This is a genomic window from Campylobacter concisus (assembly GCF_003048555.1).
In the GTDB taxonomy this organism is placed as follows: domain Bacteria; phylum Campylobacterota; class Campylobacteria; order Campylobacterales; family Campylobacteraceae; genus Campylobacter_A; species Campylobacter_A concisus_AO.
Genome location: NZ_PIRR01000032.1, coordinates 1 through 19,169 on the forward strand (window position 1 = coordinate 1; position 19,169 = coordinate 19,169).

The window sequence follows — 19,169 nt, forward strand, 5'->3', positions numbered from 1 at the left end:
GTTTAAAAGCGATTTGCAATTAAAATAGCCTAAAAATTTATAACTAAAAGGTCTTTAGTGAAACTCAAAATTGGCATTGTTGGATACAATCTGGTTGGCAAGCGGCACTATATGGAGCTGAGGCGTTCTGACAAATTTGAAGTTTGTGGAGTTTTTGATAAAGAAAATAGAGATGATGCTTGCAGAGCTCCGTTTTTTGATGAGTTTAAAAAATTTATAGAAGTAGCCCAACCACAAGCTGTCGTACTTTGTCTGCCTCAACATGAGATAGTAGAGGCCTTTTGTCAGTGTGCAAAATATTGCCAAAATATCTTGATTTCAAGGCCGATATTTAAAAGTGTAAGCGAGCTAAAAGAGATAAAATATGCTTCAGTGGTAAATAAAGTAAGAGTTTGCACCGGCGTTGATGAGCGTTTTAATCCAACCATCGTTTCATTAAAAAAGGCGCTTTTAAAGGAAGAAGAAATTTATAGCATTTCAATTGCGCATTTTAAACCACTTTGTGAGGGAAATATTATAAATGAGCTTTCACTTTGCGATATAGACCTTGCGAAAAATTTAGTAGATAGTGAAATTTGCAGCTTCTTTTATACTCAGGCAAATAAAACAAACACCAAAATATGCGACAATGTTGGAATAAACATTAAAATGAAAAATCAAATTTTGGTGAGTATTACTGATTCTTTTTGTGGCTCTTTAGAGCGTTTTAAGATAGAAGTAAACGCCAAAGAAGGTGTTTATTTTGGCGATCTTATCGATTATAAGCTTCATAGGGTTAATGAAAATGGACAGATGAATTTAAAAACCGATCCTATAAATAACGAGATAAAAGCTCAATATGATGCCTTTTATGATCTTTGTCAAAGCGGCGAAAGTAGCGAGCTTTCAAGCATTGATGATGCGATAAAAATCAAAGAGCTATTTTGATGAAAAAGGCACTTTTGCTTTTGAATATGGGTGGGGCAAATAGCCTTGCTGATGTAGAAATTTTTCTAAAAAATATGTTTAATGACCCTTATATTTTGGGTATAAAGAATAAATTTTTAAGAAAATTTGTAGCTTTTATGATCACAAAAGGTAGGCTAAAAATAGCTAAGCATAACTACGAACAAATAGGTGGCAAATCGCCTATTTGCGAGCTTACAGCTAAGCTTTGCGATAGAATTTCAAGCTTACAAAATGAGTTTGATGCAGTTGATTTTGCGATGAACTATACTTCACCATTTGCAAAAGATGTGCTTAAAAAATACGAAAATTTTGATGAGATAGTGCTTTTGCCACTTTATCCTCATCATTCACAAACTACGATAACTTCAAGTTTAGATGATTTTAAAAAAGCAAAAGATGAGCTAGAGATAAAGGCTAAAATTTTGCTTTGTGGGCCATTTTATGATGATGAAATTTATAATAAAATCATAATCTCGCACATAAATGAAGCTATAAATAATATAGATGTAAGCGATGTGGAGCTTATCTTTTCGGCTCATTCGTTGCCTCAAAAAATTATCGATAAAGGCGATGTCTACGAAAAACATATAAATGAGCATGTGCAAATTCTAAGCAAAATGATAAAAGATAGCGGATTAAACTTCAAAGAGATAAATTTAGCCTACCAATCGCGCCTTGGCCCTGTAAAATGGCTAGAGCCCTCACTAAATGAAATTTTGGCAAAGTGTAAGAGTAAAAAGGCTCTTATCTATCCACTATCTTTTTGTATTGATAACTCTGAGACCATTTTTGAACTAGTTATTGAGTATGCAAAGATTGCAAAAGAGCTAAATTTTAGCTTCTACAAGGTTGTTTGGTGCCCAAATTTTAGTGATGAGTTTGCTAGTTTTATCTTACAAAAAGCAAAAACAGCCAAAGAGACTAACTTTTAGGAATAAATCTTGCTTATAAAATATATCTCAATACAGCAAAAGGAGATATATGAAGGTACAAAATAACGACATAATCGATTATTTATTGCAATCAGGCTCAAGCAAAACTAAAGATAGAAAAAATAGTTTTGATGAAATTTTAAGCCTTGCTATGGATAAGATCGCAAGCGATGCAAAAATTTCAGATAAGATTGAACAGTTTAAAAAAAGACTTACTGAAATCGGTGCAGTTGGTTTTATAAGTGAGCTAAATTCTAACAAAATAGAAGAGAAAATAGCCCAAAAGAAAAAGGAGCTAACTGAACTTCTAGGCATAGATGATCCCGCAAAAACACAGGATCAAAAGAATGAGCTGCTTAAGATAATGGATAAAATTTTAAGTGATTACCGCAAAGAGCTAAATGTAGCACTTGCTAATCAAGCTCTGTTAGAGAAGCAAAAAAATCTTAATAGTAAGAGTAGTAACTCGGTTAATTTAAGTTCTGTTTTAAATGAGCTAGGACTTGCTTAAAATTTATATAAAAGATATTTAAGCCTATATAACTTTGCCAAAAAATCTATCTTTTTACGGCAAAGTTATGCCAAATTTTATAGCAGCCCCGTATATTATTGCGCTAATTATTCCAGCAAAAAAGCCAGCTACCATATCATCGCCCATTACGCCAAGGCCACCTTTTACATTGCGGTCGATCCTGCCTATTATCGAAGGCTTTTTGATATCAAGCACTCTAAAAAGCACAAGCGAGAGTATGAGTTGAGAGATCGTAGCTCCACTAATGGCAATAGCAAGCCAAACTCCAGCAACTTCGTCTATAACGATAAAACTTTCATCGTGAGAATTTACCTTTTTTTCAAAATCATCTATAACGCTAATGCTTACCAAAAATAGCAAAATACTAGCTAGAAAAAGCGTGGTTGATGATAAAAAATAAAGCACAAAATAAGCTACTACAGCGCCAGCAATAGAACCCCAAGTGCCAGGTGCTTTTGGCAAAAGTCCAAATCCAAAAAAAGTTAAAAATAGTTTTTGCATAAATTTCCTTAAGTCATCGAGGATGTTTGATAAAGCTTCATAAGCTCTTCGTAAAAGTCACGGTCAGTTTTGTTTTCAAGCAGTCCTGAATTTACAAAAAGATCATCGCAAAGCTTTTGCACGTCTTTGAAGCGATTTGTAAAGAGTTTGCTTAAAACTAGTGCAGAAATTTCTGGCCTCACAAGAATGGCTGGTGGCATAATGCCGTTAAATAGCAGCTCTTTGATAACATCTGGATGATATTTGATCTGATGATGTTGTCCGTGCGGGCAACTTTTGGTACTAACTAGCGTCTTGCATTTGTTGCAATAAACTAGTTCTGGCAGTACGATTACCTCTAAATTTAGGTCGTTTTTATAAATATCAAGAATCGTATGAGCTTCATTGTGATCAAAAAACATTCCAATTCCTGAGTGGTTTTGTCCGATGACTAGTTTATTCGCCCCAAATCTTGAAGCAGCGATACACTCAAGTGTTGGGTTTGCATGTGAACTAAAAAGAGTCGTGTTTTTTAGAGCAAAGACAAAGACCTTTTTTATCGGCAAATAATTTTGTATAAAATAGTCTAGCACTTGCTTTCTAATCTCGTAATCAACGTGCTTTTCTTCGCGTGTTCGTATTAAAAAAATGATTACTAAATCAGCCTTGTCAATAGTCATTCTAACAAGGCGCTCGTGAGCTCTATTAAATGGATCAGCCGTTAAAAAGACAGCCGTTATCTTTTTAGCGCCATCTTCTTTTATTAGATCATTTAGTGCATTTTTGCTTATTTGCATACTTTCATCATAAAGCTCAAATTCGCCACTAATGCCGTATTTGCCCAAATTTAGCTCTTTATCATTGCTAGCTTCGTTTGCTAAAAATATATTTTTAGCTCTCATGCTCTCATCAAATTTAAAGACCTTAGCAACATTGATGTGTCCAACGATCTTACCATCAAGACTTAGATTTACCTTTTGTCCAGGAGTAAGCTTGCTAGCAATATTTTGATTTAGCTCGCCAAATGGAGCAAATCCAAAAGAATACGGCATCGGCTCACCATTAAAATAGCCTTTCTTACTCACCTCTTTTATCTGCTCATCATCCATAAGCGAGTCGTAATCTGAGAGAATTTTATTTTTTATTAGCTCCAAAGCACCAAAAACTTCGGTATTTATAGAAATTTCACTATTTTTTCTTGCTGACGTCATATTTCTTTCTCTTTTCCCAAAGTGATTTTCTAGAAATTCCAAGCTTTTTGCTAAGTTCTGTATCAGGAAATTTATCTTGATAATTAACGATTATGTACTTTATATATTCATCTATCGTAACGATCTCATCGATATTGAAATTTTTATCGCGTCCTGAAAGTTCAAGCTCGTCAAATGGTGCTTTTTGTGTAAAATCGCTAGTTGAGATCGCGACCTTTTTCTTTTTGCAAATTTCTAAAATTTTCTCTTTTTCTTCTTGTTTTAGCTCCTCTAAATTTGTCATATAGATTAGCTCATCACCATTTTTGGCTAGTGTCTTTTCAAGCTCAGAGAAACAGGCTTTGCCTAAAAATAAAAATGGTAATTTGCAAGCTTTTACGTAGCTAAATATAAATTTATCGCTGTATCCGCTTTTGCTTGATTTTAAAAGCAGTGGAAATTTTATCTTTTTTGCCTCAAAGCTAGAAATTTCGTACTCTTTTAAAGCGTAATTTACATAGCTTTCGTAGTTTTTGATCTCGTTTTTGAAATTTCTAAATTCCTCAAAATGCTTTATCTTTCTAACTAGCTCTTCTATCATAAATGGCTTTTGGATGTAATCAACTGCACCTGCTTGGATCGGTTTTAGCACAGTGTCACTGTTGATATAGGCGATTAGTAAGATGATGATAGAGTTTTTAAATTTTTCGATAACAGGGTAAAAATCCTGCCCTGGAAGTGTGGTAGAAAGTAACACTACATCAAAATTTTCAAACTTTAACGCCTCTTTTACGCTTTTAGCGATCTCGCAGTCGTAGCCAAAATCAGCTAGTTTACTAGCCATCGAGCCAGCTAGGTAAATTTCATTTTCTACTATTAAAATTTTCATATTTGCTTCCAATTGTAAAATTTAAGGCTTGCACTTGCCATTACAGCGATCCCTTCGCATCTGCCTACAAAACCAAGCCCTTCAGTAGTCGTTGCCTTTACATTTATGCGGCTCTGGCTTAATTTTAGAGCTTTTGCTATGTTTGCCTCCATTTTTGACTTTAGCTTTGAAATTTTTGGTTTTTGCGCCATTATCGTGATATCAGCGTTTGTTAGCACAAAGCCAACACTTTGCACCCTTTTGTAAGCTTCCTCAAGCAAGTAAATGGAGCTAATATCTTTAAATTTAGCGTCCGTATCAGGAAAAAGCTCGCCTATATCGCCAAGTCCAGCAGCTCCCAAGATAGCGTCAGTTAGCGCATGAAGTGCCACGTCGCCGTCGCTGTGAGCCTTTAGCCCAAACTCATAGTCGATCTTCTCGCCACAAAGAATCAAAGGACGGCCCTTTTCAAACTCATGCACGTCAAAGCCGTTTCCAACAAAGACTTCATTTTCAGGCTCTTTTAAAGCAGAAATTTTGGCAAGATCCTCTTTGTAAGTGATCTTTCTTGCCATCTCATCACCTAAAATTTGCCATACGCTAGCACCAATGGCTCTCATAGCTGAGCTATCATCTGTGTAAATTTCACCGCTGTTAAGAGCTTTTTTAAGAAGTGCTGTGCGAGAGAGTTGTGGTGTTTGGATAAGTTTTACCTTATCTCTATCAACCACATTTTCGCCAAGATAAGCGGTGTCTGCGATCTTTAGTGCTGGAACTACACAATCAGCTTGGCTCGCTGCCTCTATAATCTTGTGAAAAAGCTCGCTTGAAATACAAGGGCGAGCGATGTCGCTAACTAAGACAAATTCGCTATTTACTAGCTCAAGCGCGTTTTTTAGGCTATCTTGCCTGGTTTCGCCGCCATCAACAAATTTATAATTTGGAGCAAATTTTGACATATATTTGCACTCTTTGCTAACGACAATGATCTCTTTAAATGTGTAAAAGCTACTCAAATTTTTAGTGGCAAATAGCCAAAGAGGATCACTTCCTATTCGAAGCCATTGCTTCTTTACTGGTAGCTCAAAACGGCTAGAATTTCCTGCTCCAAGCATTATAAGTGATATATCAAGCAAGATAACTCCTTTGAAAATTGTTACAGAATTATACATCTCAAAACTTCAAAATTTCTTTTTAAAAAAGTAAATTTTTAAAAGCTTATTTAGTTAGTTTAAATCAAAAAAGGACTAAAATGAGGTTTTTAAAAATCAAAAAAAGGCCTTATATGAGAGATAAGACGCAGATGTATTATGCTAGGCGCGGCGAGATAACGCAAGAGATGAGCTATGTGGCAAGGATCGAAGGGCTTAGTGAAAATTTGGTGATGGATGAGGTGGCAAAAGGTAGCATCATCATCCCAGCAAATATAAATCATAAAAATTTAAAACCAATGGGCATAGGCAGAAAGCTAAAGACAAAGGTTAATGCAAATATCGGCAACTCAAGCCTAAGTAGTGACATTTGTACTGAGCTTAGAAAGCTTGAAATTTGCCTAGAATTTGGCGCTGATACTGTTATGGATCTAAGTACAGACGGCGATTTAGACGCTATTAGGAGTGCGATCATCGAGCATTCAAGCGTGCCAGTTGGCACAGTGCCTATGTATGAAATTTTAAAAGAGGCAAAAGAGGTTACAAATATCACAAATGAGCTCATTTTAGAGATACTTGAAAAGCAAGCGAAGCAAGGGGTTAGTTACTTTACGATACACGCTGGCTTTTTGCGTGAGTTTTTGCCGCTTGTTAAGAAGCGTAAAATGGGTATAGTAAGCCGTGGTGGTAGCTTAAGCGCCAGCTACATGTCAAAGCTAAATAGGCAAAATCCTTTCTATGAAATTTTTGATCAAATTTTAGAAATTTGCGCAAGATATGATGTATCTCTATCGCTTGGTGACGGACTTCGCCCAGGATGCCTTTATGACGCGACAGACGAGGCACAGCTTAGCGAGCTAAAGGTGCTTGGAGAGCTTACGCTTCGTGCGTGGGAAAAAGATGTGCAAGTGATGATAGAAGGCCCTGGTCATGTGCCATTAAATCAAATTGAGTATAATATGAAAATCGAACAAGAGCTCTGCCATGATGCCCCATTTTACGTGCTTGGACCGCTTGTCTCAGACATAGGTGCAGGATACGATCATATCACGTCAGCGATAGGTGGCACGATGGCGGCATATCACGGCGCTAGCATGCTTTGCTACGTGACACAAAAAGAGCACCTTGGCTTGCCAAATGAAAATGACGTAAGAGAGGGCATCGTAGCTCACAAGATAGCAGCTCATGCCGCAGACGTCGCACTTGGCAAAGCTGGAGCTATCGAAAAAGATCATGCGATGAGTGATGCAAGATACGCGTTTGACTGGAACAAGCAGTTTGAGCTTAGCTTTGATCCAAAAAAGGCTAGAGAACTTCACGATGAAAGCTTGCCAGAAGACGCGTTTAAGAGCGCTCATTTTTGTTCGATGTGCGGACCAAAATTTTGTGCATATAAAATTTCAAAAGATCTAGAAAAAGGAGAAAAATGTTAAATAAAGAAGAGGTCTTAAATAGGCTAAAAGGTGTTATATATCCTGGTTTTGAAAAAGATATAGTTAGCTTTGGCTTTGTAAAAAATATAGAAATCGGCGATAAAATTTTAATCGAAGTCGAGATAGTTAGCTCAAGCCCAGAAGTGGCAAATGAGCTAAAAACGGACATCAAACGTGTCATGGGCTCAAACGAGTACGTGCTAAATTTGATCCAACCAAAGATACCTGAGGAGAAAAGTAACACTCAAAGTGGTAAAAATATCGCGCCACAAGTTAAAAATTTTGTAATGGTAAGCTCTGGAAAAGGTGGCGTTGGTAAATCAACCACAACGCTAAATTTAGCCATCTCAATGGCAAAACTAGGCAAAAAAGTGGGAATTTTAGACGCTGACATCTACGGACCAAATATCCCAAGAATGCTTGGCGAAGTAAATACTCAGCCACAAGTCGTTGGTAACAAGCTAAAACCGATACTTAGCCACGGAGTTGAGATGATGAGTATGGGCGTTTTGATGGAAGAGGGCATGAGCCTCATCTGGCGTGGCTCGATGATAATGAAAGCGATCGAGCAGCTGCTAAAAGACGTGCTTTGGAGCGAACTTGATGTCTTGTTTCTTGACATGCCTCCAGGAACGGGTGACGCGCAGCTAACTCTAGCTCAAAGCGTGCCAGTAACGGCAGGTGTCTGTGTCACAACGCCACAAGTGGTAGCGCTTGACGATAGCAAACGTGCGCTTGATATGTTTGAGAAGCTCCACATCCCAATCGCTGGTGTCATCGAAAATATGAGTGGTTTCATCTGCCCAGATAATGGCAAAGAGTACGATATCTTTGGAAAAGGTACAACTGAAGAGGTAGCAAAAGCTTACAACACACAAATTTTAGCTGAAATCCCTATCGAGCCAGCTGTTCGTGTGGGCGGCGATAATGGTAAGCCAGTTAGCTTTTACGAGCCAAACTCAGTCACTGCAAAACGCTACGAGAGTGCGGCTGCTAGACTTTGGGAAGTGATAGAAAATATAAATAGTGATGGCGGAGCTGATAACTCAGCAATCCAGCCCGTAAATGACGGCAAGAGTGCTTGCTCGAAGTAAAATTTACAAAAGATAAAATTTAGAGCAAATTTTAAAATTTGTTCGTTTAAAGTTGGCTACCAAAATCTAGCTTTGCTTAATGCTTGGCTTAAATTTTGGAGCCAAAATGCAATCATTTAAATTTAATAGGAGAAAACATGAAAGCGATCGTAACTGTAGTCGGAAAAGATAGAGTCGGCATCGTTGCTGGCGTCTCAGCAAAGCTTAGCGAGCTAGGGCTAAACATAGATGATATCTCGCAGACTATTTTAGATGAGTTTTTTACGATGATGGCGGTGGTTTCAAGCGATGAAAATAAAGACTTTACGGCCTTAAGAGCAGAACTTAACGAGCTTGGTGAGAGCCTAAAAGTAAAGATAAATATCCAAAGTTCTGCTATCTTTGATGCGATGCATACAATCTAAGGAAAAACAATGGACATCAAAAACGTAACCGAAACGATCTCGATGATCGAAGAGCAAAATTTTGACATCAGAACGATCACGATGGGCATTAGTTTGCTTGACTGTATCGATCCTGATATAAACAAGGCTTGCGACAAAATTTACGCAAAAATCACCACTAAAGCCAAAGACCTAGTCAAAGTGGGCAATGAAATTTCTGCCGAGCTAGGCATACCAATCGTCAATAAAAGAGTGAGCGTGACGCCTATCTCGATAATCGGCGCCGCCACGGATGCAAAAGACTACGTGATGATCGCAAAGACGCTTGATAGGGCGGCTATTGAAGTTGGTATTGATTTTATAGGTGGTTTTTCGGCCTTAGTTCAAAAGGGTTATCAAAAGGGCGATGAAATTTTGATAAATTCTATCCCGCAAGCACTAGCACAAACTGCAAAAGTGTGCTCAAGCGTCAATGTCGGCTCGACAAAAAGTGGCATAAACATGAGTGCGGTGCGTGACATGGGACGCATCATAAAAGAGACGGCAGCAGCTTCAGAGATGGGCTGTGCGAAGCTTGTTGTCTTTGTAAACGCAGTCGAGGACAATCCTTTCATGGCTGGTGCATTTCACGGTGTGGGCGAGGCTGATGTGGTGATAAATGTCGGCGTCTCAGGTCCAGGCGTCGTCAAAAGAGCGCTTGAAAAGGTGCGTGGCGAGAGCTTTGATGTGGTGGCTGAGACTGTGAAAAAGACAGCGTTTAAGATCACTCGTATCGGCCAGCTTGTGGGCCAAATGGCGAGCGAGCGCCTTGGGGTGAAATTTGGTATCGTCGATCTCTCCCTTGCTCCAACGCCAGCCGTGGGCGACTCGGTGGCTCGCGTGCTTGAGGAGATGGGGCTTGAGGCTGTCGGTACGCACGGCACGACTGCGGCACTTGCTCTGCTAAACGACGCAGTCAAAAAAGGTGGCGTCATGGCGTGCAATCAAGTTGGTGGCTTAAGTGGCGCATTTATCCCAGTCTCAGAGGACGAGGGCATGATAGCTGCGGTGCGCGCTGGGTCATTAAATTTAGAAAAGCTTGAAGCGATGACTGCGATATGCTCAGTTGGACTTGATATGATCGCCATACCTGCGGATACGCCAAGCGAGAGTATAGCTGCGATGATCGCTGATGAGGCGGCTATCGGCGTGATAAATCAAAAAACAACAGCCGTTCGTATCATACCTCTTGGACGTGAGGGCGATATGATCGAGTTTGGCGGTCTTTTAGGAAGAGCGCCTGTGATGAAGATAAACAAAGCCTCTAGTGCCGACTTCATCGCTCGTGGCGGACAAATTCCAGCACCTATTCATAGTTTTAAAAACTAAAAGTTTCTAAAAGGATGGTTATAAAATGAAAGCAGTTGGACTATTTTTTATGATTTTGCTTTTATCTGGTTGCTCGGCACTATATCCATTTTATAGCAAAGAGATGAAATTTGAAGCAGCAGGTCTTGGTAAAGATGGTATCTATAGATCAAATTTTAATAATGATGAAGACATTCTTATTAAGATGACATCAGCAAAGACAAAAGAGGGCGAAAAATACCGAATAATATATACTTTGCACATACCAAGTAATTCTACGCAGATGGATTTTAACATTGGTGATAAGTTTGTAGCAAAGTATGATTGCTCAAAAATGTATTGCGAGCCAAATGATGATCTAGACAATATAGTCGTAGAGTGGGTTGAGCCTGAAAGAGGAGTATTTTTAGGCGGTATAAATTTAAAAAATTTACGACTAATAAAGGCGTATTAAATTCATAAGGATATGTAAAAATACGAGTTTTTTAATAAATTTGATAGTAAAAAAAGAAAAATTTAACAAGGAACTAAAATGAAAATTTTATCACTGCTTACGGCGCTACTTTTTGGAGCGGTATGTGGCTTTGCAAATGACGGCAAAGTAAGAAGTATCGACATCTACGTCACGCCATACTACTCAGCAAATGCTGGCAAGGTGGAGTACGTCAAGGTCTATGATAAGATAGATGAGCTTTTAAAAAGTGGCAAAGAAGAGGACTTTAAAAAGGCTGAAAAGATCGTGCAAGACGCCCCACAAATGGTCTCTCCGATAACTCTTTTTGTTCTTTCAGCTCGCGCATACGATCTTGGACTTCGCGATGATGCGGTATTTTGGTTTTATGCGGCAAAAAACCGCGCGATCTTGCTAAGAGGCGTTATAGACATGGAGGGCGAGAAATTTACTGACGTGGTGGCTGCGATAGGGGCGTTTATGAAGCTTGTTGGCGACGTGGTCAATCCTTATGCATTTTGCGATATCAAAAAGCAACAAGAGATCGCTGATAAAGCGCTTGAATGGACCAAGAAAAATGCCTATGAAGCGATGTTTTCGCCAGAATTTAGCTCGCCTCACGAAGATAGAAAAGCAGCCCTTGCAAAAGGCATAGAAAAGCTAGAAGCCCGCAATAAAAAAGAGAAAGATTACTTTTTAGACAAGGATAATCTCGCTAACTTTAAGGCTATGCGCAAGCAAAATGGCACTGATGAGAAATTTTGCTTCTAAATAGCGAGAAAAACTGAAAATTTGCTTGTAAATTTAGCTTTTGCTTTATGCTAAAAGGGCAAATTTACAAGCTATATCTATTACAGATTTGCTTAAATTTCGCTCTTTTTCGTAAGAGTAGCAAAACCACAAAAATGAGAATAAAAAATGACTTTAAAATTTGGCGAACTTGAAAAAGTTGCAACTGATGATGGCTTTATCTGGTATGTGGAGATGAAGCTTGAAAGTGAAATTTTTGGCCAAGTGCTCTTTTGCCTTATTAGCACAGATGGGGCAGACGTGGATAATGAGACTACTTTGCTAGCAGAGCGAATCGCCAGCGATATCGACCGACACATAAAAGATGCGCTTACATTTTTACAAGATGAGCTTAAGCAAAAATGCCTTTTGAGCAAGGACGAGCTTAGAGCGCTTGATGTGCCAGTTTGCGATCTGCCGTTTGAGTCCCCACAGTGCACCTTTTATGTGCAAGATAGGCAGTGGCTGATGAGATTTGCTGAGGGTGCGCTTGATATTTGCGAACCTTTCGGTATTGGGGTGATTTTTGAAGGTGAAAAGCCACTTCGTTTAGAAAATTTAGAGCTTAGCCAGGAGTGCTAATCGCGGATAAATTTTACTTTTAAACGGTGAGATAAATTTGGTTGCTGTTTTAGGTTTTTAGCCCAAAACAGCAGAAACTTGCACTTATGAGTTGCAGCAGCAATAATCACTTGGATCTTTTTCTTTTGTGATCCTAGCTCTTAGGTCGTGACGGATGATCTCTATCGACCAGAACCATATCATGTGACCAACAAATTCAGATACATGCTCGTACCAAGGGAGTGTCCAAAGTGGTGGAGTAAGCCCTAAAATAGGCAATGTGATCACGTGAACAGCGATATTTACGATAATGCCAACTAGTAAGCCTTGCCATATTGTAATCTTTGGAAATCTTTCAGCCAAAACACAATAAGCAACCGCAAAAACGATCGAAAATAATATATGCGTCATCATTACGTAGTTAAACGCATGCCCTGCAAACTCATAAATAGCGGCATTTGGATCGGCCACTCCCAAATAATCTCTTAAAAATACATAAGGCGGATTTAAGAAATTTCTAGAGCAATCGATCGCATCGGCTGCTCTAATGGCACTCTCTGGTCCGCAAGCAGCGTTAAACATATCCATTGGACTTCTTGGAGGAAGTGGGAATTCCGCTCCCCATTTGACAAAGGCTGAGACAACACCAGCGACAAGGCCGATTAACGCAGCCAGAGTAAATCTAGGTTTTGTTACTAAATTTGACATTTAAACCCCTTCTTTAAATTTGCAAAATCTTATTGCAATTTACTTTATGATAAGATTAATCATTATTAAAAATATAAAAATATTTAAAAATTTTAATGGACTTAAAATCATAAAATTTTTAGCCATTTTTGGCTAGACTAAGAAAAAATTTAAAGGAGAATAGATGTCTAAAGAGTTTAAAGATGCAAATGAATTTAAGGAATTTTTTGAAGAATTTAGAAAAAAAGATGGCTACAAAGATCCGCTTGCTTTTGGTATCGCTAGGATCGATCGTGGACAAAAAAATACAGATAAAATTTTGCAAGCGACTTTTGCTGTTGTAAATTACAAAGAGAGCTTTTTAAGCGCAGCTGCTTATATCTATGCCTTGCAAAAATGTGATGTTAAGGTTGATTTTAATGGCTCTGAATTTGTAGCTGATCTTACGCCAAAAGTGGTGAAAAAGGCTAGCAAGCTCTTTAGCGTTTTTGAAAAAGAGATAAGCTCTCATAAAAATGTACAAAATTTGCATGCTGTAAAAATGGCATTTGATGACGATCTTGAACTAAATGAGAATAAATTTAAACTTGTGTTTTTGTTTGATGATGCAAAACCACTTAGCGTGGAGGCTGTTTATCTCAAGCTTTACTTGATCTCACTTGGCAAGGTCGCACCTAGGACGATCGTGCTTGATGGAGCTTTTGGTGTGTTACCAAATGTTGCATGGACTAGCCAAAATACACCAATTGAGCTTGAATGGCTAAGAGAAAATGAAATTTCTCTAAAGATGTTTGGCGAATATCCAGCGATCGTTAGTGTCGATAAATTCCCAAGATTTTTAAGCCACATCATTCCAGCTGATAATACGAGAATTTTAGACTCAGCCAAGGTTCGCATGGGCGCTGCCGTGCATCCTGGCACAGTCGTTATGCCTGGTGCTGCTTACATCAACTTTAATGCAGGTACAATCGGTGGGGTGATGGTTGAAGGCAGAGTCAGCAGCTCTGTCGTAGTTGGCGAGGGTAGTGACGTAGGCGGAGGGGCAAGCATACTTGGCGTGCTAAGTGGCACAAACGGCAACCCTGTAAGTATCGGCAAACACTGCTTGCTTGGGGCAAACTCAGTTACGGGCGTACCTCTTGGTGATAACTGCATCGTGGATGCTGGCATAGCAGTGCTTGAGGGCACAAAGGTATATATATCAGCTAGCGAGCGCGAAAAGCTAGCTAAACTAAATCCAGAGTTTAAATTTGAAGCTGAAATTTACAAAGCACTTGAGCTTGGCGGGCTAAATGGACTTCATTTTAGACAAAATAGCCAAACAGGTCAGATCACTGCAAGTGCGAGCAAAAGGGCGATCAAGCTAAATGAGGCACTTCATTAAAAGGAGCTAGCATGAAAGTTGGCATTTTGATGTTTGACAAGCTAAATCTACTAAGCTTTGCCAAAATTTATGATTTTTTACATAAATTTGAGGATTTTAATATCAAGACCTACGCCCTAAAGCCTGAGATAATCGATGAATTTGGCGTCAGGCTTCATCCAGAAATTTATGCAGAGAGCCTTTATGGTGTGGATATCTTAGTCGTGCCAGATGGCGTTGGAGCACTTGGATTAAGATATGATGAGATATTTTTAAGCTGGGTTAAAAGCTCAGCGAGTGCGAAATTTAAGATAGGTTTTGACCTTGGCGTATTAATCCTTGGTGGGGCTGGATTTTTAGAAGACAGAGAGGCTTGTATAAGGGGTGGATATAAAAACGCACTTAGTGACTACTGCGATGTTAATGATGCCAAAATGTGTGAAAGTAGGGGTGTCATAAGTGTTAGTGAATTTGATGATAGAATCAAAGAACAGCTGACAACGATACTAGGTAAAGATAAATTTTAAGAGTCTTTAGCTTTAAATTTTTAGTTTAGTGGGTTAGAAAAAGGCTTTTTGTTAAACATCTCCTTTATCCTTAGAAGAGAAGATGCCAACAAGATCGACAACATCTACTTTTTGATTTTTAATATCGCACATCATCTAAAAATACTCCAGTGCGATATTCTTATTCTTTTTACTTAACTCATTAAGTTTTTTAGTCACATCAAAAATGATATCTATGTCACCATTTTTTATCGTCATGGCAAAGTATAAAAATCAAACTAAAGCTAGATAAATTTTAGCTGGTTTGCGCTCTTACAAGAACAGCATTTCATAAAATTTAATGCAAAATATCAACTAAAATTTAACTAGCCAGTGTTTGCTGGCCAGTTAAATTATTCTACAGTCACGCTTTTTGCGAGATTTCTTGGCATATCGACGTTGTTGCCAAGTCTAACAGAAATTTCAAGTGCAAGTAGCTGAAGTACAAGCATCATCTCAAAAAATTCACTCATATAATGATCTTGAACGCTTGTTTTTACGTAGTCATCGCTTAGCTCAAACTCAAGTGGGCTTATCGCTAGGATGTATGCATCTCTTGCGGCAAGCTCTTCGACGTTGCTCTTTGTCTTTTCATAAAGTAAATTCTGAGGCATTAAAGCGATCGTAAATAGCTTCTCATCTGCAAGTGCGATAGGGCCGTGCTTCATCTCGCCTGAAGGATAGCCCTCGGCGTGAAGATATGAGATTTCTTTAAGCTTTAGCGCACCTTCAAGTGCTAGCGGATAGAAGATGTCTCTACCGATAAAGAAGAAGCCATGTCCGTGTAAATAATGCTTGCTTAGGCGGTGAAGCTTCTCTTGAAGAGAGTTATTGATATTTAAAATTTGTGGAATGTGAAGAAGCGTTTTGATCTCGTGATCAAGCTCTTTTTTGCTGATAGATTCTTTTGCTGCCGCCATTTGAAGCACAAGCATCCAAAGCACGATGATCTGCGTTGCAAAGGCCTTTGTGCTTGCCACACCTTTTTCGATGCCAGCGCGAGTTAGAAGCGTATTGTCAGCTAGTCTAACGATAGATGAGTTATCGACGTTGCAAATCGCAAGCGTTCTAAGCCCAGCCTCTTTTGCTATCCTAAGTGCCTCAAGAGTATCGGCTGTCTCGCCACTTTGTGAGATGACGATGAAGAGCGAGTTTTTGTTTAGATAAGGCTTTCTGTATCTAAATTCACTTGCCACTTCGACCTTTGTTCTAACTTTGGCAAGTCTTTCAAAAAGATAGCTTGCGGTTAGCGCTGCATGGTAGCTCGTACCGCACGCACAAAGTACGACATCATCGATACTTTTTAGATATTCATCGTCTAAATTTTCAAGGGTGACTTTGTGGTTTTTGACTCTGCCCATGATGGTTTCAGATACGACCGCACCTTGCTCGTAAATTTCTTTCTCCATAAAAAATGTATAGCCCTCTTTTTGGGCATAGCTCTTATCTTTTGGTAAAGCATTAAACGTTATGCTCGCCTTTTTGCCGTGTTTAAAGACTGCGATCTCGTCTAAGCTCACGTAGCCGTAATTGTTGTCATCAAGATATGCCACCTCTGTTGCATTGCCGATAAGTGGAGCATCTGATGAAGCAAAATATAGCTCTTTTTCATTACTCTTTCCTATCGCCATAGGAGCGGCATCTTTTGCGAAAAATATCTTATCAGGCGCAGTTTTGGTGATAAGTAGCGTCGCGTATGCACCTCTTAGCTTTGCGATAGTCGCCTCATAAGCTTTAAATGGGTCTTTTTTCTCTTTTAAAATTTCTTCAAAAAGGTGCACGATCACCTCAGTATCGGTTTGGCTGACAAATTTTACGCCCTTTGCTTCAAGCTCATCTTTAAGCTCTTTGTAGTTTTCGATGATGCCGTTATGAACGACAAATGAGTGTTCGCCAAGGTGTGGGTGAGCGTTTATCTCAGTTGGTTTGCCATGCGTCGCCCAGCGTGTGTGACCTATCGCCACACCAAAGCCAGTTGATTTAAAGTCCTTTGTCTTTAGGGCTAAATTTTCAAGCTTGCCGACCGCTTTAAAAAAATCAATCTTGCCATCACTCATCACAGCCATACCAGCGCTGTCATATCCTCGGTACTCAAGCTCTTTTAAACCGCTTAAAATGACCTCTTTTTTCTCTTTATCTCCGATGTATCCTACGATTCCACACATTTTTTACTCGCTTATTAATAAATTTAATATCTCTTTGCCTTTACTCTCAAGTCGCTCGTTTTTCTCGATCAAAAAGAGATTTCTTGTTCTATTTTTGACCGTTTGGATTCTAGCACTCGTGACTTGAAAATGAAGCCTATCAAAAACACTCATCACATAAGCCATTAGTCCACGCTGATCTTTTGCGTTGATGCTAAGTTTGGCGTAATCTTTTGAGTGATTTAGCTCGAAGTTTATCTCATCTTTGTTAATGTTTGGTTTCAAAGGCTCTTTTAGAACCTCGCTATTTAGGGATTTTAGAGCTAAATTTTTAGTAATTTCAAGCTCCTCTTTTTTAACATTTTGGTTAAAATCAAGCCTGATATAAAATTTTTTCTCAAATAGCTCAAAAATTTCCATATATGCAAGGTCAAATTTAGCAAATTCATAGAGCAGGGCACTTAAATTTAGGCTCTTTTTTGTATAAATCTGAATGCTTAAATTTTTAGAGTTATTTATAAAAATTTCTGTCGTATCTAAGCTATCTGCAACCTTGCTTAAATTTATGATCTCGCTCGCACTATATTTTATAAAGACAAGATTTGATGTGATTTTAAAAATTTTCTCTTGCAAGCTTGACTCAAGCTCTAAAAACTCACTATTTCGTTTTATAGACTGCTCTTTTTTTACGCGTCTTGTCGCTTCATCTAGTAAATTTTCATCGTTAAATGCACTAAGAGAAATTTCATAAAGTTCTCTTAAAAGCTTTGCAGTATAGGCGTTATAGAGCCTCTCGTTTGTGGCGTTTATCACGCAGTAGCTAAGGATGTAAAGCAGTTTTAAAACCTGCTTGTCGCCAAGCTTTGAGATAAAAGCAAATATAACGCGTTGCGAATAAATGTCCTCTCTGTTTGAGACGTTGCTCATTAGCGTGTGATATTTTATCAAGATGACGCCGATATTTACGGCTTTTTGGCTTAAATTTAGCTTGTTTGCGTAGGCTCTAAAGATATTAGCGCCGATATTTGCATGGTCTTTGCCAAGCCCCTTGCCAACGTCGTGCATTAAAGTCACGATCTTTAGCATCGTCTTGCCCTCCAAGCAAAGCTCGGTGTAGAGATTTTTTATAAATTTATCTTTTATATTTTCAAGAAATTTTACACTTAAGATGCTATGCTCATCAACCGTAAATTCGTGATAGCCGTCGTACTGAGCTAGCTGGCTGATGTGTTCCATTGGTTTTATTAAAATTTGTATCATTTGCGCATCGAGCAATGACTTTAAAATTGCGTAGGAATTTTTTCTTAAAAATATCTTTTTAAACTCGCTGATAGCGCGCTCTAAGCCACTTTTTGTGATGATGGCTCGCTTGATGTAAAAGATCGCGCTTATATCAAATTTATAATCCACATCTTTTAGTTCTAAAAGCTCGGTTATTAGATTTTCAATAAGAGCTGGCTTTTTATGAAGTGGCACGTAAATAACGCCATTTATCTCGTAAAAGCCATTTTTTAGCCTAGCAAATTTTCTCTGATCAAAATTTAGCTCACTTTTAAAAAATGGCCTGCAAAGAGAAGCGACGATAAACCTCGAATAAATGGCGACATTATTCATCGAGCTTAGCATTTTTTGGCTAATAACGCTTTCGTTATCTTGAAGCTTTTTAGACTTTGTCTGCATGAAATTTGTCGTGATCTCAACGCTTGAAGCGCTAAAAGTATCAGAATTTTGCGTTAAATTTAAGGTAGTTAGTAGGCTTAGTAAAAAGTCCACATTTAGGTTAAAGCTAGCGATCTCTTTTTCATTCATCACTTTTAGGGCTTGTGATCTAACTGAAATGTCGCTATCTAGGCAGTTTAGTATGCAGTTTAGGTGATAAATTTCATCTATCCCGCCAAAGCCACTTTTTAAATTTGGCTCTTGGGCTAAGTAGCTGATGCTATAAAACGGTAAAAACGCCTTTAAATGGTAGTTTAAAAAGGCTTTTTTATCAAATTCTTTTAATTTTACGATCTCGCTTTTTACTAGGCGGTATAGACTTTTTGAACCACAGATATATCGGACTTGCGATGTTTCGCTTTTAAATTTGAGATCGTCTTTGTAATTTGTAAAAATTTCATCTATTTCAGTGCTTTTTATATAAAAATTTATTCCAGAGCTACTTAAAATTTCGCTAAATTCTTTTAAGAAATTCTTTATGTTGTAGCCTTTTAAATTTTTATAAACTAGTAAAATTTCAAGCTCACTATTTGCGCTAAGTAAGGTTTGGGC

The 19,169-nt window shown here is 38.4% G+C and carries 19 protein-coding genes; 12 read left to right on the forward strand and 7 right to left on the reverse strand.

What is annotated here, in order from left to right; all coding sequences use genetic code 11:
* Positions 1–57: 57 nt before the first annotated feature.
* Genes CVS92_RS06680 through CVS92_RS06690 form a run of 3 tightly spaced genes read left to right on the forward strand, consistent with a single transcriptional unit; the run spans position 58 to position 2,391 of the window.
* Positions 58–927, forward strand: coding sequence for a Gfo/Idh/MocA family protein (locus CVS92_RS06680; protein ID WP_054196861.1), 870 nt, complete (start codon positions 58–60; stop codon positions 925–927).
* Positions 927–1,880, forward strand: a complete 954-nt coding sequence (gene hemH, locus CVS92_RS06685) for a ferrochelatase (protein WP_107708131.1) — start codon at positions 927–929, stop codon at positions 1,878–1,880. Before CVS92_RS06680 ends, hemH begins: the two co-directional genes overlap by 1 nt.
* A 49-nt stretch (positions 1,881–1,929) precedes the next feature.
* Positions 1,930–2,391 carry a response regulator gene (locus CVS92_RS06690; protein ID WP_107708132.1) on the forward strand — a complete coding sequence of 154 codons (462 nt, stop codon included), beginning with the start codon at positions 1,930–1,932 and terminating at the stop codon, positions 2,389–2,391.
* A gap of 54 nt (positions 2,392–2,445) precedes the next feature.
* On the opposite strand, the gene CVS92_RS06695 is transcribed toward CVS92_RS06690, so the two are convergent.
* From CVS92_RS06695 to CVS92_RS06710, 4 genes are read right to left on the reverse strand one after another with little or no spacing between them, the layout of a single operon-like run.
* Positions 2,446–2,913, reverse strand: coding sequence for a phosphatidylglycerophosphatase A (locus CVS92_RS06695; protein WP_084109307.1), 468 nt, complete (start codon positions 2,911–2,913; stop codon positions 2,446–2,448).
* Positions 2,914–2,921: 8 nt separating this feature from the next.
* Positions 2,922–4,103 (reverse strand): sulfate adenylyltransferase, encoded by a 1,182-nt coding sequence (locus CVS92_RS06700; protein WP_107788952.1) that lies wholly within the window; start codon positions 4,101–4,103, stop codon positions 2,922–2,924.
* Positions 4,081–4,971: a response regulator gene (locus CVS92_RS06705; protein WP_107788953.1), complete on the reverse strand. Its 891-nt coding sequence runs from the start codon at positions 4,969–4,971 to the stop codon at positions 4,081–4,083. The genes CVS92_RS06700 and CVS92_RS06705 overlap by 23 nt, the downstream gene beginning before the upstream one ends.
* Positions 4,968–6,086 carry a bifunctional 2-C-methyl-D-erythritol 4-phosphate cytidylyltransferase/2-C-methyl-D-erythritol 2,4-cyclodiphosphate synthase gene (locus CVS92_RS06710; protein WP_107788954.1) on the reverse strand — a complete coding sequence of 373 codons (1,119 nt, stop codon included), beginning with the start codon at positions 6,084–6,086 and terminating at the stop codon, positions 4,968–4,970. Before CVS92_RS06710 ends, CVS92_RS06705 begins: the two co-directional genes overlap by 4 nt.
* 116 nt (positions 6,087–6,202) lie before the next feature.
* Between CVS92_RS06710 and thiC the strand changes: the two genes are divergently transcribed.
* The 7 genes from thiC to CVS92_RS06745 all read left to right on the forward strand — a co-directional run bounded on the left by thiC (position 6,203) and on the right by CVS92_RS06745 (position 12,180).
* On the forward strand, positions 6,203–7,534 hold the full coding sequence (gene thiC / locus CVS92_RS06715) for a phosphomethylpyrimidine synthase ThiC (RefSeq protein WP_107788955.1): 1,332 nt from the start codon (positions 6,203–6,205) through the stop codon (positions 7,532–7,534).
* Positions 7,528–8,628, forward strand: a complete 1,101-nt coding sequence (locus tag CVS92_RS06720; RefSeq protein WP_087583840.1) for an Mrp/NBP35 family ATP-binding protein — start codon at positions 7,528–7,530, stop codon at positions 8,626–8,628. The genes thiC and CVS92_RS06720 overlap by 7 nt, the downstream gene beginning before the upstream one ends.
* Before the next feature lie 137 nt (positions 8,629–8,765).
* Entirely contained in the window at positions 8,766–9,032 is a 267-nt protein-coding gene (locus tag CVS92_RS06725; protein ID WP_021091480.1) for an ACT domain-containing protein, read from the forward strand.
* A 9-nt stretch (positions 9,033–9,041) separates the two neighbouring features.
* The gene (locus tag CVS92_RS06730) at positions 9,042–10,379 is read left to right on the forward strand and encodes a PFL family protein (RefSeq protein WP_107788956.1); all 1,338 of its coding nucleotides are present in this window, start codon (positions 9,042–9,044) and stop codon (positions 10,377–10,379) included.
* Positions 10,380–10,404: 25 nt separating this feature from the next.
* A complete protein-coding gene (locus CVS92_RS06735; protein WP_087582036.1) occupies positions 10,405–10,812 on the forward strand; it encodes a hypothetical protein in 408 nt (135 codons plus the stop codon).
* A gap of 78 nt (positions 10,813–10,890) precedes the next feature.
* Positions 10,891–11,580, forward strand: a complete 690-nt coding sequence (locus CVS92_RS06740; protein WP_021084217.1) for a hypothetical protein — start codon at positions 10,891–10,893, stop codon at positions 11,578–11,580.
* 147 nt (positions 11,581–11,727) lie between these two features.
* A complete protein-coding gene (locus CVS92_RS06745) occupies positions 11,728–12,180 on the forward strand; it encodes a hypothetical protein (RefSeq protein ID WP_107788957.1) in 453 nt (150 codons plus the stop codon).
* An 84-nt stretch (positions 12,181–12,264) separates the two neighbouring features.
* Here the strand turns inward: CVS92_RS06745 and CVS92_RS06750 are convergent, their stop codons facing one another.
* The gene (locus CVS92_RS06750) at positions 12,265–12,867 is read right to left on the reverse strand and encodes a YagU family protein (protein ID WP_107788958.1); all 603 of its coding nucleotides are present in this window, start codon (positions 12,865–12,867) and stop codon (positions 12,265–12,267) included.
* Between the two features lie 163 nt (positions 12,868–13,030).
* Here CVS92_RS06750 and CVS92_RS06755 point away from each other — a divergent pair, with 163 nt between their 5' ends.
* Entirely contained in the window at positions 13,031–14,230 is a 1,200-nt protein-coding gene (locus CVS92_RS06755; protein ID WP_107788959.1) for a 2,3,4,5-tetrahydropyridine-2,6-carboxylate N-succinyltransferase, read from the forward strand.
* 11 nt (positions 14,231–14,241) lie between these two features.
* Entirely contained in the window at positions 14,242–14,736 is a 495-nt protein-coding gene (locus CVS92_RS06760; protein ID WP_107788960.1) for a hypothetical protein, read from the forward strand.
* A 371-nt stretch (positions 14,737–15,107) separates the two neighbouring features.
* On the opposite strand, the gene glmS is transcribed toward CVS92_RS06760, so the two are convergent.
* Both glmS and CVS92_RS06770 read right to left on the reverse strand, forming a co-directional pair.
* A complete protein-coding gene (gene glmS, locus CVS92_RS06765) occupies positions 15,108–16,919 on the reverse strand; it encodes a glutamine--fructose-6-phosphate transaminase (isomerizing) (protein WP_107788961.1) in 1,812 nt (603 codons plus the stop codon).
* Between the two features lie 3 nt (positions 16,920–16,922).
* On the reverse strand, positions 16,923–19,169 hold a 2,247-nt coding region (locus CVS92_RS06770; RefSeq protein ID WP_107788962.1), incomplete at its 5' end, for an HD domain-containing protein.

Excerpts from the sequence above, each read along its gene's own strand:
- hemH (WP_107708131.1), top strand. The coding sequence starts at position 927 with ATGAAAAAGGCACTTTTGCTTTTGAATATGGGTGGGGCAAATAGCCTT.
- CVS92_RS06690 (WP_107708132.1), top strand. The coding sequence starts at position 1,930 with ATGAAGGTACAAAATAACGACATAATCGATTATTTATTGCAATCAGGC.
- CVS92_RS06695 (WP_084109307.1), bottom strand. The coding sequence starts at position 2,913 with ATGCAAAAACTATTTTTAACTTTTTTTGGATTTGGACTTTTGCCAAAA.
- CVS92_RS06700 (WP_107788952.1), bottom strand. The coding sequence starts at position 4,103 with ATGACGTCAGCAAGAAAAAATAGTGAAATTTCTATAAATACCGAAGTT.
- CVS92_RS06705 (WP_107788953.1), bottom strand. The coding sequence starts at position 4,971 with ATGAAAATTTTAATAGTAGAAAATGAAATTTACCTAGCTGGCTCGATG.
- thiC (WP_107788955.1), top strand. The coding sequence starts at position 6,203 with ATGAGGTTTTTAAAAATCAAAAAAAGGCCTTATATGAGAGATAAGACG.
- CVS92_RS06720 (WP_087583840.1), top strand. The coding sequence starts at position 7,528 with ATGTTAAATAAAGAAGAGGTCTTAAATAGGCTAAAAGGTGTTATATAT.
- CVS92_RS06725 (WP_021091480.1), top strand. The coding sequence starts at position 8,766 with ATGAAAGCGATCGTAACTGTAGTCGGAAAAGATAGAGTCGGCATCGTT.
- CVS92_RS06730 (WP_107788956.1), top strand. The coding sequence starts at position 9,042 with ATGGACATCAAAAACGTAACCGAAACGATCTCGATGATCGAAGAGCAA.
- CVS92_RS06735 (WP_087582036.1), top strand. The coding sequence starts at position 10,405 with ATGAAAGCAGTTGGACTATTTTTTATGATTTTGCTTTTATCTGGTTGC.
- CVS92_RS06740 (WP_021084217.1), top strand. The coding sequence starts at position 10,891 with ATGAAAATTTTATCACTGCTTACGGCGCTACTTTTTGGAGCGGTATGT.
- CVS92_RS06745 (WP_107788957.1), top strand. The coding sequence starts at position 11,728 with ATGACTTTAAAATTTGGCGAACTTGAAAAAGTTGCAACTGATGATGGC.
- CVS92_RS06750 (WP_107788958.1), bottom strand. The coding sequence starts at position 12,867 with ATGTCAAATTTAGTAACAAAACCTAGATTTACTCTGGCTGCGTTAATC.
- CVS92_RS06755 (WP_107788959.1), top strand. The coding sequence starts at position 13,031 with ATGTCTAAAGAGTTTAAAGATGCAAATGAATTTAAGGAATTTTTTGAA.
- CVS92_RS06760 (WP_107788960.1), top strand. The coding sequence starts at position 14,242 with ATGAAAGTTGGCATTTTGATGTTTGACAAGCTAAATCTACTAAGCTTT.
- glmS (WP_107788961.1), bottom strand. The coding sequence starts at position 16,919 with ATGTGTGGAATCGTAGGATACATCGGAGATAAAGAGAAAAAAGAGGTC.